We start from the raw sequence: 16857 nt of genomic DNA on the forward strand, positions 1-16857 counted from the left end.
GCGCGGTCGTCGCGCCGCCGGACGCCGTCACCGCCGCCGCGATCGGCCGCCGCCAGCGCCTCCCGCGCCGCCTGATGACCGTGCTCACCGGGGAGAGCCTGGTCAACGACGCCGCCGCGCTGACCCTGTACAAGATCGGTCTCGCCGCGGTGCTCGGCGCGGCCGGGTCGCTCGGCCACGGATTCCTGGTGTTCCTCGTCGCCGCGGTGCTCGGGATCGGCGTCGGGCTCGCGGCGGCGGTGCTCGTCTCCTACATCCGGCGCAAGCTCGACGACCCGCTGATGGAGTCGGTCTTCGGCATCATCGTGCCGTTCGCCGTGTACGTCGTCGCCGAGCACCTGCACCCGTTCTCCGAGGACTTCAGCGGTTCGGGCGTGCTCGCGGTGGTCGCCGCCGGGTTGTACCTCGGTGACCGGTCGTTGTACGCGGGCTCGGCCACGCGGGTGCAGGACTCGTCGATCTGGGCGTCGCTGGACGTGCTGCTCGAAGCGCTCGTGTTCGCGTTGATGGGCCTGCAACTGCCGTTCGTGCTGGAGAGCGCCAACGAGAACGCGCGCGGCAACTGGCAGCTCTTCGCCGCGGCGATCGCCATCCTCGCGGTCACCATCGCCATCCGGTTCCCGTACGTGTTCCTCAACGCCTACCTGCCGCACGCCCTCCGGCTGTTCGGCCGCGAACGAGAACGGCCGCCGACGCGGAACCTCCTCGTGTTGTCCTGGGCGGGCATGCGCGGCGTGGTGTCGCTCGCCGCGGCGGCCGGTGTGCCGCTGACGACCCACGCCGGGCAGCCGTTCCCGGGCCGGGACGAGATCCAGCTGTTCGCGTTCGTCGTCGCGATCGGGACCGTGCTGATCCAGGGGCTCACCCTGCCCGCGGTGATCCGCAAGCTCGGCGTGCACGACAAGGACGACGCCGAGCAGGACGCGGAGGAGGAGATGGCGGCCCGCGAGGCGGCGATGCACGCGGCCTTGGCCCGGCTCGACGAGCTGGCCCCGGAGCTGTGCCACCGGCTCGACATCCCGCCGGAGAAGGCCGACCGGCTGGTGAACCGGTTGCGGGCCCTTGTCGAGACCCGCTACCGGGGAGCCGTCGCGGCGATCTCGCTCAGCGCCGAGGAACGCGAGTCCAGCCCGCACGCCGCGTTCGTGCAGGCGCGCCGCGAACTGCTGCTCGTGCAGCGCGAGACGATGCTGGAGCAGCGGGCCGAGGGCAAGCTCGACGACGAGGTGCTGCGCAAGGTCCTGCGCGAACTCGACCTCGAAGAGCTCGCCCTGTCGGACACCCTCACCGCGCGGCTGTCGTGACCGCCCTCCTCACAGCAGGTCGGCGATCTTGATCGGCAGGTCGCGCACCCGCCGCCCGGTCGCGTGGAACACCGCGTTCGCGATCGCCGCCGCGACCCCGACCGCGCCCAGCTCGCCGATGCCCTTCGCGCCGACCGGGCTCGCCAGCCGGTCGTCGTCCGGCACGAACGCCACGTCCAGCTCGCGGATGTCGGCGTTCACCGGCACCACGTAACCGGCGAGGTTCTTGCTCAGGAACCGCCCCAGCGCCGGCTCGAACACCGAGTGCTCCAGCACCGCCTGCCCGTAGCCCCAGACCAGCCCGCCGGTCATCTGGCTGTGCGCGGCCAGCGGGTTGAGGATCCGCCCCGCCGCGTACCGGCCGACCGCCCGCGACATGCGCAGCAGGCCGAGGTCCTCGTCCACCCGCACCTCGACGAAGATCGCGCCGTAGGTGTGGATCGAGTGGTCCGCCGACCGGCCCGCCGCCAGCGACGACTCCGGCGCCCACCGGCCCTCCGCGGTCAGTTCGGGCAGCCCGGCCGCGGCCAGCGCGTCGGCGAGCGGGTCGCCCGGGTCCGCGCCCAGCTTGTCCAGCACTTCGCGCGCCGCCGCCTGCACGGCCGAGCCGAGGCCCATCGCGGACATCGACCCCATCGTGCCGCCGTGCCCGGGGAAGTCCGGGTCGCCGTGCCGCACCTGGACCGACTCCGGATCGCAGCCGAGCGTCTCCGCGGCCACGGCCTGCACCATCGCGGGCAGCCCGGTGCCGATCTCCTGCGCCCCGGTCTCCACGGTGACCCGGCCCGCGGCGTCCACCCGGACCCGCGCCGCCGACGGGGCCCGGAACGTGTCCATGGTCGCCGCCGCGACACCCCAGCCGACGAGGTCGTGCCCGTCCCGCATCGACCGCGGTTCCGGATCGCGCTCGGACCAGCCGAACCGGCGGGCGCCCTCACGCAGGCACTCGACCAGCTTCCGCGACGAGAACGGCCTGCCGGTCATCGGGTCGGCCGCCGGTTCGTTGCGGATCCGCAGCTCGACCGGGTCGATGCCCAGCTCGTGCGCCAGCTCGTCCATCGCGGACTCGAGCGGGAAGATCCCCGGGCCCTCGTGCGGCGCGCGCATCGGCGTCGGCTGCGGCCGGTCCACCCGCTGCACCCGCATCGCGGTGTGGATGGCCGGGCTCGCGTACAGCCAGGTGGTGCCGTGGGTGGTGTTCTCGGTGTAGTCGTCCACCCGGGCGGCCGCGTTGCTGCTGAGGTGCCGGATCGCGGTGAGCCGCCCGTCGGCCGTCGCGCCCAGCGTGATCGTCTGCCGGGTGGCCGGCTGGTGCCCGGACAACGTGAACATCTCGGCACGCGTGAGCACCAGCTTGACCGGCCGCCCGGTGACGCGGGCGGCCGCGGCGGCCAGCGGGAGCGCCGGCCACACGTAGCCCTTGCTGCCGAACCCGCCGCCGGTGAACGGGCAGATCACCCGCACCGCGTCCGCCGGGACGCCGAACAGCTCGGCGACCACTGCCTGCGTGAGCGCGGCGGCCTGCACGGACGCGTGCAGCACCAGCTCGTCGTCCACCCACTCGGCGAGCACCGCCCACGGCTCCATCGGGTTGTGGTGCCGGTTGGCGGTGGTGTAGGTGGCCTCGACGATCCGGTCGGCCGCGGCCAGTCCGGCCTGGAGGTCGCCGGTCGACTCGTCGGCCTCGCCCAGCAGGTGGTCGCTGTGCGGCACGACGTCCTCGGCCTGTCCGAACAGCAGCGGCGGCCGGACGTCGTCGTAGGTCACCCGCACCTGCCGCGCGGCTTCGCGGGCCTGCTGCCAGCTGTCCGCGAGGACCACCGCGACCGGCTGGCCTTCGTAGTGCACGAGGTCGTCCTGCAGGGGCAGCACCGAGTGGCCCAACGGCGGCGACGGCATCGGGGTCAGGCGCGGCAGGTCGTGGTGCGTCAGCACCGTCGCGTCCACCACCTGGGAGGTGTCGATGCTCGTGACCCGCCCGGTGGGCACCGTGGCGGGCACGAGCGCGGCGGTCAGGGTGCCGGGTGCGGACGCGTCGGCCGCGTACCGCGCGGCCCCGGTGAGCTTGGCCGGGCCGTCCAGTCTGGTAAGCGCTTTCACGACATCGCCTCCTTGATCGCGCGCACCGCGGCGCGCTCGGCGAGGGTGACCTTGTACTCGTTGCCGGGCAACGGACGCGCGCGGGTGAGCCGCACCACCTCGGCCAGCCTGTCCAACGGCACGCCGACGAGTTCCATCCGATACGGCCCGTGCGCCACCCCGCCGAGCGCGACGCGTGCCCGCGTGATCGTCTGCCCGTCCCACTCGACGACGGCCGCGGCGGAGACCACCGCGAACTCGTAGGAGACCCGTTCCCGGACCTTCAGGTAGTGCGAAAACCGCGTGCCACCACGGGGCACCTCGATCGCGGTGATCAGCTCATCGGACCGGAGTTCGTTGTGCCGCGCCGGTTCGTCGCCCGGCAGCCGGTGAAAACTCGTCGCCGGGATGCGCCGCTCGCCGTCCGGGCCACGCACGACCACGACCGCGTCGAGCGCGGCGAGTGCGACCGCGAGGTCCGACGGGTGGGTCGCGACGCAGTCGTCGGACCAGCCGAGGATCGCGGCGGACGTGGTGTCGCCGTGCCGGGCCGAGCAGCCCGAGCCGGGCACCCGCTTGTTGCACGGCAGCCCGGTGTCCGCGCGGAAGTACGGACAGCGGGTGCGCTGCATCAGGTTGCCGCCGAGCGTGGCCATGTTCCGCAGCTGCGGCGAGGCGGCCCGCAGCAGCGACTGCACCAGGACGGGGAACTCGCGCGCCAGCTCCGGGTGCGCGGCCACGTCGCTCATCCGGCACAAGGCGCCGAGCCGGACGTGGTCGTCGGCGAACTCGATCCGGTCCAGCGGCAGTCGGTTGATGTCGACCAGCCGGGCGGGCGCTTCGATGCCCTCCTTGAGCCAGTTCAGCAGTTCGGTGCCACCGGCGATGGCCTGCGCGCCGGCGGTCAGCGCGTCCAGCGCCGCCTCGACGGAGGTGGCCCTGGTCAGCTCGAACGTCCTCATCGGACCACCTCCGCGGCGGCTTTCCGCACGGCGGAAACGATTTGCGGGTAGGCGCCGCAGCGGCAGATGTTGCCGCTCATCCACTCCCGGATCTCGTCCTCGGAGCCGGCGTGTCCCTCGGCGATGCACGCGGCGGCGGACACGACCTGCCCCGGCGTGCAGAACCCGCACTGGAACGCGTCGTTCTCCAGGAAGGCGCGCTGCACCGGGTGCAGTTCGCCCTCGGGTGCGAGGCCCTCGGCGGTCGTCACCTCCGCGCCGTCGGCGAGCAGGGACAGGGTCAGGCAGGACAACACCCGGCGGCCGTCCACCAGCACGGTGCAGGCGCCGCATTCGCCGCGGTCGCAGCCGCGTTTGGTGCCGGTCAGCCCGAGGTCGTCGCGCAGTGTTTCGGCCAGCATCGACCGTGGATCGACGGTCAGCCGGTGCTGGATCCCGTTGACTGTGATCGTCAGTGCAGAGCGGTCATCCATGCCTGCCGAGGCTAGGCACATGGAGTCCGCTCCAGGCAACTCATTTTCCGGACAGTTCGCCCAGCAGCCGCCAGGTGCGCCGCTGGTCCTCCGCGCTGCCGAGGTCCGTCTGGGTGAAGACCACCTCGGTGGCCCCGGCGTCGAAGTAGCGCCGGATCTCGGCCGCGACGGTCTCCTCGTCGCCGATCACCGCCAGCTCACCGGCACGCGAGGCGCCCGCCAGGCCGATGACCCGCTGGTAGGACGGGATCCGCTCGTAGAACGCGAGCTGCTCGACGGCGTTCGCGCGCACCCGCTCGACGTCGGAGGTGACCACACCGGCGACGAACGCGACGACCCGCGGCGCGGTGGCCGACGCGGCGGTGATGGCCGGGACGATCTCGCCTGCCAGCACCTTCGGCCCGGCCAGGTAGGGCAGCGTGCCGTCGGCGAGTTCCCCGGTCGCCCGCAGGGCCTGCGGCCCCATCGCGGCGACCAGCAGCGGCACCGGGCCCGCGCCGGGGACCGCGGCCGGCAGCGGCGGCACGGCGGTGAGGACCTCGCCGCGGAAGTCGGCGGTGCCGGTGGTGAACAGCTCGCGCAGCACGGTCAGGAACTCGCGCAGCCGGGCCACCGGACGGTCGTAGCTGAGGCCGAACGCGCCTTCCAGCAGGTTCTTCGCGCCCAGCGCCAGCCCGAGCTGGAACCGCCCGTGCGTGGCGGCCTGCGCCGTCTGGGCCTGGCTGGAGACCAGCAGCGGGTGCCGTCCGAAGATCGGGATCGCCGAGGTGCCGACGGACAATTCCGGCACCTCGCGCCCGACGACGGTCGCCAGGGCGGCAGCGTCGTAGTCGAACCGCTGCCCGAACCACACCGACTTCAGCCCGTCGGCGGCCACCTGCTTCGCCTGGGCCACGATCGCGTCGACGTAGTTGGTGTCGTCCGCGGTGGCCAGTGCCGCTCCGATCCTCATGATCACCGGTAACGGCGACCGGGCGGCGTGGATTCCGCGTCCCAGCTTCTGGGAGCCCTCGCGCCGCGCGGGGCGCTCACGTCACCGTGATGACCATGTCGCTCACCGATGTCATCGAGGGAACCCGCCAGGCCGTCTCGGCCGATCCCGCCAACGCCGCCGTCTCGTTCACCGTCGACCACCAGCTGGTCGGCGGCACCGCAACCCAGGTCGACGTGAAGGTGCGGGACCACGCCTTCCGCGTCGACGAGCCCGCGCCGCTGGGCGGCACGGACACCGCCGCCAACCCGGTCGAGTACGCGCTGGCCGCGCTCGGCTCGTGCCAGGTGATCACGTACCAGTTCTGGGCCGCGAAGCTGGGCGTGCCGCTGACCTCGGTGAAGGTCACCGTCGAGGGCGATCTCGACCTGCACGGCTTCTTCGGCTTCAACGAGACCCGCCCCGGCTTCACCGACGTGCGGGTCACGGTCGACCTGGACGGCCCGGCGAGCCGCGAGGCCTACGAGGACCTCAAGCGCCAGGTCGACGAGCACTGCCCGGTGCTGGACCTCTTCCGGAACCCGACGCCGACGAAGACCGCCCTGGCCTAGAGCACCGCGCCGCCTCAGGTTCCGCTACCCGCACCGCCCCGCAAGCCGTGGAACCACTTACAAGAATTCGTGGCGGACGATGGTCTGTTCGCGGCCCGGGCCGACGCCGATGGCGGACACCCGGGCCTGCGACAGCTCCTCGATCCGCTCCACGTACGCCCGCGCGTTCGCCGGCAGCTCCTCGAACGTCCGGCAGTGCGAGATGTCCTCCCACCAGCCGGGCAGCTCCTCGTAGATCGGCACGGCGTGGTGCACGTCCGTCTGCGTCATCGGCATGTCCTCGGTGCGGAAGCCGTCCACCTCGTACCCGACGCAGATCGGCACCCGCTCCAGGCCGGACAGCACGTCGAGCTTGGTGAGGAAGTAGTCGGTGATCCCGTTGACCCGCGTGGCGTACCGGGCGATCACCGCGTCGAACCAGCCGGTGCGGCGCGACCGCCCGGTGGTGACGCCGAACTCGCCGCCCGCCTTGCGCAGGTGCTCGCCCATCGCGTCGTTCAGCTCGGTCGGGAACGGGCCCGACCCGACGCGCGTGGTGTAGGCCTTGAGGATGCCGAGCACGGTGCCGATGCGGCCCGGCCCGATGCCCGACCCGGCGCTCGCGCCGCCCGCGGTCGGGTTCGACGACGTCACGAACGGGTAGGTGCCGTGGTCGACGTCGAGCAGCGTGCCCTGCGACCCCTCCAGCAGCACCGTCTCGCCCTTCTCCAGGGCCTTGTTCAGCTGCAGCCGCGTGTCGGCGATGCGGTGCGCGAACTTCTCGCCCGCGGCCAGCACCTCGTCGGCCACCTGGTCGGCGTCGAGCGCCTTGCGGTTGTAGACCTTGACCAGCACCTGGTTCTTGAACTCCAGGGCCGCCTCGACCTTCTGGCGGAAGATCTTCTCGTCGAGCAGGTCCTGCACGCGGACGCCGACGCGGGCGATCTTGTCCTGGTAGCACGGGCCGATGCCACGGCCGGTGGTGCCGATCTTGCGGCTGCCGAGGTAACGCTCGGTGACCTTATCGATCGCCACGTGGTACGGCATGATCAGGTGCGCGTCGGCGGAGAGCAGCAGGCGGCTGGTGTCCACGCCGCGCTTCTCCAGGCCGTCCAGTTCGTCGAGCAGCACACCCGGGTCGACGACCACGCCGTTGCCGATCACGTTGGTCACGCCCGGCGTGAGGATCCCGGACGGGATGAGGTGCAGGGCGAAGTTCTCCCCGTTGGGGAGCACGACCGTGTGACCGGCGTTGTTGCCGCCCTGGTAGCGGACGACCCACTGGACACGGTCGCCGAGCAGGTCGGTGGCCTTGCCCTTGCCTTCATCGCCCCACTGGGCACCGATGAGCACGATGGCCGGCATGTGACACTCCAGGTATTCGGCAACAGGAAATTCAGCGCAGGCAAATGCCGGTGCATGAGCGTAACGGAGGACCCGGTGGCGCGGGGAACGGTGCTGGCTTGCGGGTCTGGTTCGTCACTCCTTCGCAACGAGCCGGGAGTGCGGGAAGTGCCCGCGCGCCCCGGCAGGAACGACGTGGATCCCCTGCTGGAGGGCACTTCCGGGGAGCCGCTGATCGTCGTCGGCACGGATGCGGACCTGGCCGCGGTCGTGGTGCGGATCATGCGGAAGAACCGGTTGGGGGACACGCCGGTGGGATACGTGCCGACCGATCCGGGCTCGCCGGCGGCGCGGCTGTGGGGGCTGCCGGCCGACCCGTCGGAGGCGCTCGCGCTCGCCCGGAAGGGTGAGCCACGGCCGCGGGTGCTCGTGCGCGACGACAGCGGCGGAGTCCTGCTGGGTGAAGCGGTGGTCGGTCCGGTCACCGGCGAGGCTTACTGTGACGACACGGTCGCTTTCCGTGGCTCAGCGCGGTCGTTCGTGGTCCGGCCGGGTGCGGAGGGCGTCGACGTGCGCGTGACCCGCGGGCTGTTCCGGCGGGTGACCGAGGTGTCCGGGCGGGCTTGCCAGCTGGGCTGCCACCCGGCGGAAGTGGTGCAGAACGGGGTGCGGCATCCGCGGCCGGTGACGCGCTGGACCTGGTACCGGCACACCGAGGACCTGCTGGCGATCACCGATAGTTAACCTACTGTCGTCGGTAAATCACCCACAGGTATTGCTTTCGCCATCTTCATGTTCGACCTTCGGAGGGTCCTCACCGATCACCCGAAGGCGGCACCCATGCGCATCGCCCGAAACTCGCTGATCGTCCTCGGCCTCTCGGCCCTGCTCACCACCGGCATCGCGACCGGCACCGCGGTGGCGGAGCCGCCGAACATCCCGTCCGAGACCACGGCCCGCTCCGAGCTGGCGGCGCTGACCGTCCAGGCGGACGGCACGTCCACCGGCTACTCGCGCGACAAGTTCCCGCACTGGGACGACCAGGGCGGCAGCTGCAACACCCGCGAGGTCGTGCTGAAGCGGGACGGCACCAACGTCGTGACGGATTCCAGTTGCGCCGCCACGTCGGGAACCTGGAAGAGCCCCTACGACGGCGCGACCTGGACCGCCGCTTCCGACGTCGACATCGACCACGTCGTGCCGCTGGCCGCCGCGTGGCGGACCGGCGCGTCGGCCTGGACCACCGCCAAGCGCGAGGCGTTCGCCAACGACCTGACCAACCCGCAGCTGATCGCGGTGACGGACAACGTCAACCAGGCCAAGGGCGACAAGTCGCCCGACGAGTGGAAGCCGCCGCTCACCGGCTACTGGTGCACCTACGCGAAGATGTGGATCGACGTGAAGTACGAGTGGCAGCTGACCATCGACAGCGCGGAGAAGGCGGCGTTGACGGAGATGCTGGACCGCTGCTGAGCCAGGGGATTTCTCGTTGGTCCTGGGCGGGTGGCCTTCGTTGATCTGGGCCGCGTGGCTCCTGTTGATCCAGGCCGAGTGGCTCCCGTTGATCCGGCCCGCGTGGTTCTCGTTGATCCGGCCCGCGTGGCTCTGGTGGCTGCGGGCCGCGTGGCTCTGGTGGATGCGGGCCGCGTGGCCGAAGATCGCGGCCCACCGCGCTGGGGGTGGGGCGGTGCGTCAGTAGCGCGGTGGGCAGCGTCCCGCGCGAGGGCCGGTCTGCCGGTGGTGAATGCTGGATGAGCCGGCCCCGGAACTGCAACCGGGACGTTCACGCCCGGGGCCGGTGGCAGGCCGCCGCCCGCTGGTACCCGAGCGGCGGCCTGCCCCACCCCCCGGCCCGCGAGCGCAGGACCCGAGAACTCAACCCCGCTGCCAGCCATTCCGGCCCGCGCCCGTAGCCGGCCGGCCCGGCACCCCGGCCGGCGCAGCACCCTGGCTGGCCCGGCACCTTGGCTGGCCCGGCACGCTGGCTGGCCCGGCACCCCGGCCGGCGCAGGCCGCCCCGGCTGGTCCGGCACCCTGGCTGGCCCGGCACCCTGGCTGGCCCGGCACCCTGGCCGGCCCGGCACCCCGACAGGCCCGGCACCCTGGCTGGCGCGGCACCCCAGCAGGCCCGGCACCCTGGCTGGCGCGGCACCCCAGCAGGCCCGGCACCCTGGCCGGCGCGGCACCCTGGCTGGCCCGGCACCCCGGTCGGCCCGGCACTCTGGCCGGCGCAGCACCCCGGCCGGCCCAGGCCGCAAGTGCCGCCCACCGCGATGGGCACACGCCGCGGCCCGCGCCGCCGTACTGCGGATGGCACTTGCCTTACCCGGCACCTGCCACGCCAGGCGCCCGCCGCACCCCGCCCCGGCCGCACCCCGCCCCGGCCGCGCCCGGCGCCCGCCGCGCCCCGCCTCGTCGCCTCTGCCGCTGCCGCTGCCTTGCGCATGGCATCCGCCGCGCCCGGCACCCGCCCCCGCTGCGGCCTGTAAATCACCCCACCATTCGCAGGATCTCCCGCGCCGCAGCGTCGTTCTGGCGGAATGACGGGCCGTTCGTGCGTGGGCGGGTGAACGCCGCTGCCGAGCGGGCGCTCGTGTGCGGGCCCAAGGCGAAACGCCGCGACTGGGGCCGGCCTGCCGCGTCCAGCAACCGTCCGTCCGACACCCGCGTCGAGATGCGGCCCGACGGCAGGTCCCGCACGTGCTCCTCCGCCAGCTCGCCCGCGCCCCGCAACTGCGCCAGCAAACCGTCCGACGCCCGTGAGACGCTGGGCGTCGGCAGGCGCGCCTCGATCAGCGTCCGGGCCGTCACCGAACCCGGGAAGCTGCCCGACGACGCCACAAACCCCTCCGCCGAGAGCGAAATCGAAACATCCGCCCCCAGGAAAGACACCACCCCGGCCTGGTGCAACGCCAGCAACTCGTGCAACCGCCGCGGCGGCGGGCCGCTCGCGTAGTACGAGAAGAACCCGTGCCACCAGCCATCCACATCGGACACATCGAGCGCGCCGGACGCGGTCAGCGCCGGCATCTGCTGGTACGCCGACAACAAAGCCATGAACGCGCCCAGATCCGCCGAATACGCCGGATCCGCCCGCCGCGCCAGGTCGGCCTCCACATAGGACCTCAGGTGCTTCCCGAACTCCTCCGCCGTCTCGAACCGCAGCCCCGCCAGCGGCCGGTCCAGCCGCTCGAGGTCGAGCCGGTCCTCCTCGGCAGGCACCGCCCGCCGCACCAGCGCCCGCATCTCCGCGCTGTCCCACGAAAACTCCGCGAAACAACGGGAAAAATCCTCGAATGACATCAGCACCCGCGACGGATGACCGGTGAACAGCTCGCTGTAGTACCCCCACGCCAGCTCCTTCGCGACGTGCGGCCACACGTCCGCGCGGAAGTCGAGGTGCCGGTCCCGCCCCAGCAGTTCCGCAACCCGCTCCGGACCGAAGAACCGCGGCAGGCGCAGCGCCGACCCCTGCAACCGGTAACCGGGCTTCGCGTGGTACGGCACCCCGCGCCGGGATCCGATGTGCAGCACCGGTTCCGCCCCGCTCGGGTGGTAGACCAGGCCGCCCGACCGCTCCTCGAACCGCCCGCCGCGGCCCTCGGTGAGCAACAGCATCAGGTCGACGAACGCCAGCCCGAACCCGCGCACCAGCACCGGCTCACCCGGCGCGACGTGCTGGTAGTCGACGTCCGCCGTGTACCCCGCCGGGTAGTACGCCAGCCCGTGCGCGGCCGCGAACTCCGCCAGTTCCCGCTCACCCGAACCCGGTTCGGCGTCCAGGTGCCCGACCGCCAGCACGATGACGTCCACGTCCAGCGGCTCGTCCACACCGTCCAGCCACACGCGTGTCTCGTCGATCCGCGTCGCGCGCGTGCGGTGCTCCACCACCTCGATGCCCGGCGCCAGTCCGGCCAGCACGTGCCGGTACACCCAGTCCAGGTAGGCGCTCGCCAGCCGCCGCGTCGGGAACGACGTTCCGCGCAACGCCGCGAGCTCGTCTCGCAGGTCCTCGGGCACGTCGTAGCGGATCCGCCCCGCGCGCACCTCCTGCGCCCACTGCCACAGCGACGGCCCGGTCCGCACGGGCCCGTCCATCGTCACCGTGTCGTCGGTGAACATCGTGACGTCCTCGGCCATCGAGTTCATCCGCAGCAGCGGCGACTGCTCGTACCGCCAGATCCGTCCCGCGCCCGGCGGAAAGGGGTCGATCAGGTGCACCACCAGCCCCGCGGGCCCGAGCAACTCAACCGCGTTCGCCGACAGCCGCTCCAGCACGCCGACGCCACGCGGCCCCGCCCCCACGATCGCGAGCTGAGACGGCGCCATGCCTTCGACGCTACGGAAAGACCTCCCGCCGCTGCCCCGGTTCCCGCATCCTGGACACCTACCGGACGCGCGCGATGACCTCCGGCGCCTGGCTGTACAGCCGCAGCACGCCGCCGATCGTGAACTCGGTCAGCAGGTCGATCAACGCGTCCCGGTCCGGCGCGTCGCCGTTCCAGTTGAGCCGGACCAGCGACTCGACCATCGCGAAGTACATCGTGACCAGCGCGGTGTCCGCCCGGCCCGGTTCGACGCCGAACTCCGCCCACCGCTGCCCGCTCGCCTCGGTGTAGACCAGGGCCAGCCGCTTCCGCAGCCGGGACAACGCGGAATTGCCGGTGCGCTCGGCTTCCTGGAACAGCGGCAGCGCGTCCGGGTGCCCGGCGACGAAGTCGAACAGGTTCGCGTAGTTCTTGCGCGCCCAGCTCTTCAGGTCCAGATCGGCGTCGCTCGCGCCGGCCGCGGCGATCGCCGCGTAGGCCTGTTCCTCCGCCTGTTCGACGACGGCCGCGAACAACGCGTTCTTGTCGCCGTAGAGCTCGTAGACCGCCTGCCGGGTCAGGCCGGCGTCACGCGCGATCTGTTCGATGGTGGCGCCCTGCAGGCCGCTCGTGGCGAACACGTGCCCCGCCGCGGCGAGCACGAGCGCGCGCTGTTCGGCGACCGGCAGCTTCCGGGGCCTGCCGGGGCCACGCTTTCGGGGCATTGACATGCCTGCCACCTCACCACAATCCTTTTCCGACATAGCTGTCGGAAAATAGCTCACCGGGGAGCGTTCATGCGCCTTTCGAATCGCCGGCTCGTGGCGATCGTGACCGCGGCGGTCGCCGCGCTGTCGTTGACGACCACGCCCGCCGTCGCCGTGACCTCCTCCGCTGACTTCTACGACCCGCCGGCCACCCTGCCGAGTGACAACGGGGCCATCATCCGTCACGCGCCGAGCGAGTTCTTCCTCGACCCGGTGAAACTGCTCCGCGCTCCCGCCGACGTCGAGCGGATCATGTACCGCAGCACGGACACGCACGGTGACGCCATCGCGGTCACCGGAACCGTGCTGACACCGAAGACGCCGTGGCACGGCGCGGGCGACCGGCCGCTCATCGCCTACGCGCCCGGCACGCAGGGCCTCGGCGACCAGTGCGCGCCGTCGAAGGCACTGGCCGCGGGCGGGGAGTACGAGGGCCCGTTCATCGCCGGCCTGCTCGCGCGCGGCTACGCGGTCGTCGTCACCGACTACGAGGGCCTCGGCACCCCCGGCGTGCACACCTACGTCAACCGCAAGGCCGAGGGCCACGCCGTCCTCGACTCGATCCGCGCGGCGCAGCAGCTGCCGGGCGTGCCCGCCGACGGACCGGTCGCGATCGCCGGCTACTCGCAGGGCGGTGGCGCGTCCGCCGCGGCCGCCGAGCTGCAGCCGTCCTACGCGCCGGAGCTGGACCTCAAGGGCGCCTACGCGGGCGCGGTCCCGGCGGACCTCGCCGCGGTCGGCCGCAGCCTGGACGGCGCCTACGCCGTCGGCTTCCTGATGTTCGCGGTCGCGAGCGTCAACTACGCCTACCCCGAGCTGCGCATCACCGACGTCCTCAACGACCGGGGCAAGGCGCTCGAAGCGCAGGTCGAGAACGAGTGCACCGCCGAGTCGATCGTGAACCACGCGTTCACCCGCACCGCCGACCTGACCGTCGACGGCCGCTCGATCGGCGAGTACCTGGCCGAGGAGCCGTACGCGTCGGTCGTCGAGGAGCAGCGGATCGGGACGCTCGAACCGGAGGTGCCGATGTACGTCGTGCACAGCGCGCTGGACGACATCGTGCCCTACGAGCAGGGCCGCACCATGGCCCGGAACTGGTGCGGCGAGGGCGCCACCGTGCAGTTCGACACGCTCGCGGTGCCGACCCACGTCGGTGGCGCCGTCGCCGGCTACCCGGCCGCCTTCGCCTGGCTGGAAGGCCGGTTCGCGGGGAAGGCGGCACCAACCAACTGTGGAGCGTTCTAGATGGTCCGGATCTACTGGAGGCCGGTCGCCGCGGCGGCCGCCGGGTCGGAGTCGGCGATGAACTTCCGGCACCGCTCGTACTCCTCGGTCTCGCCGAGGCGCTGGGCGGCCTTTGCGAGGGCGGCGAGGGCACGCAGGAAGCCCTGGTTCGGGCGGTGGTCCCAGGGAACCGGGCCGAAGCCCTTCCACCCGGCGCGGCGCAGCTGATCCAGGCCGCGGTGGTAGCCGGTGCGGGCGAAGGCGTAGGCGGGGACGAACTCGCCCGCCTCCAGCGCCCGCTCGGCCAGCGCCGCCCAGGCCTCGCTGAAGTCGGGGTGCTCGGCGGCCACGTCGGACGGGTCGGTGCCTGCGTCCATCGCGGCCTGCGCGTCCACGCGCTCGGGCAGCCGGGTGGGGTCGGGTTCCAGCAGGTTCGTCATGCTGCCCAGTATCGGCGGTTCAGACGAACAGGCTCGCGAGGACCCCGCTGCCGAGCAGGACGAGAGCGGCGATCAGGATCGTGGCGACGAGACGTTTCGGCATCACGGGCGGACACAATGCCCGCCGCCGCCCCCGGACGCAAGCGTGTCACGCCTCAGGGTGAACCCTGAAATTCCGGCATCTCGCTCCGCCCCGCCCGGCCGACCGTGGATGATGTCCGCATGACGAAGGCGCTCGAGGGGGCCGCCGAGGGTGTCGCCGTGCCGCGCGGACCCATCGGCAAGACCAAGCTTTTCTTCGCCACACACTGGGTGCGCGGAGTGCCGGGGCAGCCGACGCCCGAGTGGGTGCTGCGGTTCGCCTACGGCATGTGGCTGGTCGCGTTCACCTTCAAGGTGCTCGGCTCGTCCTGGGACATGTCGTGGCACTTCAAGTTCATCCGCGACGACTTCGCCCCGCCGCACCTGATCAACACGGTCGGCACCGGGATCGTCATCGTCCTCGTCGCGATCCACAGCTACACCGGGCTCGGCTGCGACCGCCGGTCGCTGCGGCTGATGCAGGCCGGGCTGGTGATGTTCCTGATCGCCGCGCCGCTGGACGTCATCAACCACCGGGTCAGCGGCCTCGACCTGACCGCGTGGAGCCCCACGCACATGCTGCTCTACATCGGCACCGGCGTGATGCTCGCCGGCGTCATCGACGGCTGGCTGAAGTCCGCGCCGCCGGGCCGGTTCCGCACGCTGGTGCTGACCGGGTTGTGGGTGTTCTTCCTGGAGAACACGTTCTTCCCGAACGGGCAGCAGGAGTACGGCATCATCAGCCTGCGGGCGTGGGAGCGCGGCGCGCCGGAGGCCGAGCCGTCGCTGCTGAGCTTCGCCGCCGAGCAGATCGGGCACCCGGTCGACCGGGTCGCGGTGCTGCACTTCGCGATGCCGATCGCCGACTGGGTCTACCCGCTGTGGGGCATCGGGGTCTCCGCGCTGGTGCTGGCGCTGGCGCGGCACACGATCGGCCGCGCGTGGGCGGCGACCGCGGTGGCCGCGGCTTATGTGGCCTATCGCGCGATCATCTGGCCGCTGCTGGTCGTGGGCACGTTCCCGGCCTCGGCGATCCCGTTCTACCTGCTCGCCGTCGGGCTCGCGGTGGACGTCGCGTTCCGGGTCGGGCGGGCGCACCGGGTGCTGACGCCGCTGGTCGGCGGGCTGCTGGTGACCGCGTTCGGGTACGGCGCGCTGTGGCTGCAGGCGCAGCTGCGGCCGTGGCTGCTCGGCGACGCGCACACCGAGTCCGCGCCGCCGTTCGCCTACTGGCCTGCCCTGGTGGTGCTGGTCGGCCTGCCGGTCCTCTGGTGGGCCCTCACCCGCGTGAGGACCCACCGGGAGGTCGCGGTCAGCTGAGCTTCTGGCCGGCCGACTTGAGGTGCTCGGCGGCCTCGACGATGCGCTTGGCCATCGCGGCCTCGGCCACCTTGAGGTAGCTGCGCGGGTCGTAGGTCTTCTTGTTGCCGACCTCGCCGTCGATCTTCAGGACGCCGTCGTAGTTCTTGAAGAAGTGGTCGGCGATCGGGCGGGAGAAGGCGTACTGGGTGTCGGTGTCGATGTTCATCTTCACCACGCCGTAGGAGACCGCCTCGTGGATCTCCTCCAGCAGCGAGCCGGAGCCGCCGTGGAAGACGAGCTCGAACGGCTTGCTGCCCTCGGCGAGGCCCAGCTTCTCGGCGGCGACCTGCTGGCCGCGCTTGAGCACCTCCGGGCGCAGCTTGACCGCGCCCGGCTTGTAGGCGCCGTGGACGTTGCCGAAGGTGGCGGCGAGCAGGTAGCGGCCCTTCTCGCCGGTGCCCAGCGCGTCGACGGTCTTCACGAAGTCGCCCTCGGCGGTGTACAGCTTCTCGTTGATGTCGTTCGAGACGCCGTCCTCCTCGCCGCCGACGACGCCGATCTCGACCTCGAGGATGATCTTCGCGGCGGCCGCCTTGGCGAGCAGCTCGGTGGCGATCTCCAGGTTCTCGTCCAGGTCGATGGCCGAGCCGTCCCACATGTGCGACTGGAACAGCGGGTTCTGGCCCTTGTTGACGCGCTCCTGGGACAGGGCGATCAGCGGGCGGACGAAGCCGTCCAGCTTGTCCTTGGGGCAGTGGTCGGTGTGCAGGGCGATGTTGACCGGGTACTTCTCGGCGACGACGTGCGCGAACTCGGCGAGCGCGGTCGCGCCGGTCACCATGTCCTTGACCCGGGTGCCGGAAGCGAACTCGGCGCCACCGGTCGAGATCTGGATGATCCCGTCGCTCTCCGCGTCGGCGAACCCGCGCAGGGCGGCGTTGAGGGTCTCCGACGAGGTCACGTTGATCGCCGGGTACGCGAACTCGCCCGCCTTGGCCCGGTCCAGCATCTCCGCGTAGACCTCGGGGGTGGCGATGGGCATCGTTGGTC

15 protein-coding genes are annotated in these 16857 nt (G+C 72.0%); 6 read left to right on the plus strand and 9 right to left on the minus strand.

The features are described 5' to 3' along the window. Positions 1-1304 (plus strand): cation:proton antiporter (locus ABZ193_RS03240; RefSeq protein ID WP_354708699.1); only part of this gene is annotated, 1304 nt, incomplete at its 5' end. 9 nt (positions 1305-1313) lie between these two features. On the opposite strand, the gene ABZ193_RS03245 is transcribed toward ABZ193_RS03240, so the two are convergent. From ABZ193_RS03245 to ABZ193_RS03260, 4 genes are read right to left on the minus strand one after another with little or no spacing between them, the layout of a single operon-like run. After that, a complete protein-coding gene (locus tag ABZ193_RS03245; protein ID WP_354708700.1) occupies positions 1314-3404 on the minus strand; it encodes a xanthine dehydrogenase family protein molybdopterin-binding subunit in 2091 nt (696 codons plus the stop codon). Next, on the minus strand, positions 3401-4345 hold the full coding sequence (locus ABZ193_RS03250) for an FAD binding domain-containing protein (RefSeq protein ID WP_237335530.1): 945 nt from the start codon (positions 4343-4345) through the stop codon (positions 3401-3403). The genes ABZ193_RS03245 and ABZ193_RS03250 overlap by 4 nt, the downstream gene beginning before the upstream one ends. Continuing rightward, positions 4342-4818: a (2Fe-2S)-binding protein gene (locus ABZ193_RS03255; RefSeq protein ID WP_020423312.1), complete on the minus strand. Its 477-nt coding sequence runs from the start codon at positions 4816-4818 to the stop codon at positions 4342-4344. The genes ABZ193_RS03250 and ABZ193_RS03255 overlap by 4 nt, the downstream gene beginning before the upstream one ends. Before the next feature lie 40 nt (positions 4819-4858). Continuing rightward, the gene (locus ABZ193_RS03260; protein WP_354708702.1) at positions 4859-5770 is read right to left on the minus strand and encodes an LLM class F420-dependent oxidoreductase; all 912 of its coding nucleotides are present in this window, start codon (positions 5768-5770) and stop codon (positions 4859-4861) included. 95 nt (positions 5771-5865) lie between these two features. Here ABZ193_RS03260 and ABZ193_RS03265 point away from each other — a divergent pair, with 95 nt between their 5' ends. Beyond that, positions 5866-6360, plus strand: a complete 495-nt coding sequence (locus tag ABZ193_RS03265; protein ID WP_027936667.1) for an OsmC family protein — start codon at positions 5866-5868, stop codon at positions 6358-6360. A 57-nt stretch (positions 6361-6417) separates the two neighbouring features. On the opposite strand, the gene ABZ193_RS03270 is transcribed toward ABZ193_RS03265, so the two are convergent. Continuing rightward, the gene (locus ABZ193_RS03270) at positions 6418-7704 is read right to left on the minus strand and encodes an adenylosuccinate synthase (protein WP_020423309.1); all 1287 of its coding nucleotides are present in this window, start codon (positions 7702-7704) and stop codon (positions 6418-6420) included. A gap of 174 nt (positions 7705-7878) precedes the next feature. On the opposite strand from ABZ193_RS03270, the gene ABZ193_RS03275 reads away from it, so the two are divergent. Both ABZ193_RS03275 and ABZ193_RS03280 read left to right on the plus strand, forming a co-directional pair. Then, positions 7879-8427, plus strand: a complete 549-nt coding sequence (locus tag ABZ193_RS03275) for a hypothetical protein (protein ID WP_308191137.1) — start codon at positions 7879-7881, stop codon at positions 8425-8427. 96 nt (positions 8428-8523) lie between these two features. Next, positions 8524-9156 carry an HNH endonuclease family protein gene (locus tag ABZ193_RS03280; RefSeq protein WP_027936665.1) on the plus strand — a complete coding sequence of 211 codons (633 nt, stop codon included), beginning with the start codon at positions 8524-8526 and terminating at the stop codon, positions 9154-9156. A 1017-nt stretch (positions 9157-10173) separates the two neighbouring features. Here the strand turns inward: ABZ193_RS03280 and ABZ193_RS03285 are convergent. Continuing rightward, positions 10174-12012 (minus strand): FAD/NAD(P)-binding protein, encoded by a 1839-nt coding sequence (locus tag ABZ193_RS03285; protein ID WP_354708703.1) that lies wholly within the window; start codon positions 12010-12012, stop codon positions 10174-10176. A 58-nt stretch (positions 12013-12070) separates the two neighbouring features. Next, positions 12071-12652 (minus strand): TetR/AcrR family transcriptional regulator, encoded by a 582-nt coding sequence (locus ABZ193_RS03290; protein ID WP_027935932.1) that lies wholly within the window; start codon positions 12650-12652, stop codon positions 12071-12073. Positions 12653-12787: 135 nt separating this feature from the next. Between ABZ193_RS03290 and ABZ193_RS03295 the strand changes: the two genes are divergently transcribed. Then, positions 12788-14005, plus strand: coding sequence for a lipase family protein (locus tag ABZ193_RS03295; RefSeq protein WP_237335534.1), 1218 nt, complete (start codon positions 12788-12790; stop codon positions 14003-14005). A gap of 11 nt (positions 14006-14016) precedes the next feature. On the opposite strand, the gene ABZ193_RS03300 is transcribed toward ABZ193_RS03295, so the two are convergent. Continuing rightward, on the minus strand, positions 14017-14424 hold the full coding sequence (locus ABZ193_RS03300) for a DUF3151 domain-containing protein (protein ID WP_020418429.1): 408 nt from the start codon (positions 14422-14424) through the stop codon (positions 14017-14019). 222 nt (positions 14425-14646) lie between these two features. On the opposite strand from ABZ193_RS03300, the gene ABZ193_RS03305 reads away from it, so the two are divergent. Then, the gene (locus ABZ193_RS03305) at positions 14647-15825 is read left to right on the plus strand and encodes a hypothetical protein (protein WP_354708705.1); all 1179 of its coding nucleotides are present in this window, start codon (positions 14647-14649) and stop codon (positions 15823-15825) included. On the opposite strand, the gene fbaA is transcribed toward ABZ193_RS03305, so the two are convergent. Next, positions 15818-16849, minus strand: a complete 1032-nt coding sequence (fbaA, locus tag ABZ193_RS03310; protein WP_020418427.1) for a class II fructose-bisphosphate aldolase — start codon at positions 16847-16849, stop codon at positions 15818-15820. The two genes, ABZ193_RS03305 and fbaA, sit on opposite strands and share 8 nt — an antisense overlap. Positions 16850-16857 lie beyond the last annotated feature (8 nt).

Origin of the sequence: Amycolatopsis sp. NPDC006125 (assembly GCF_040614195.1) — a bacterium.
GTDB lineage: Bacteria > Actinomycetota > Actinomycetes > Mycobacteriales > Pseudonocardiaceae > Amycolatopsis_E > Amycolatopsis_E tucumanensis.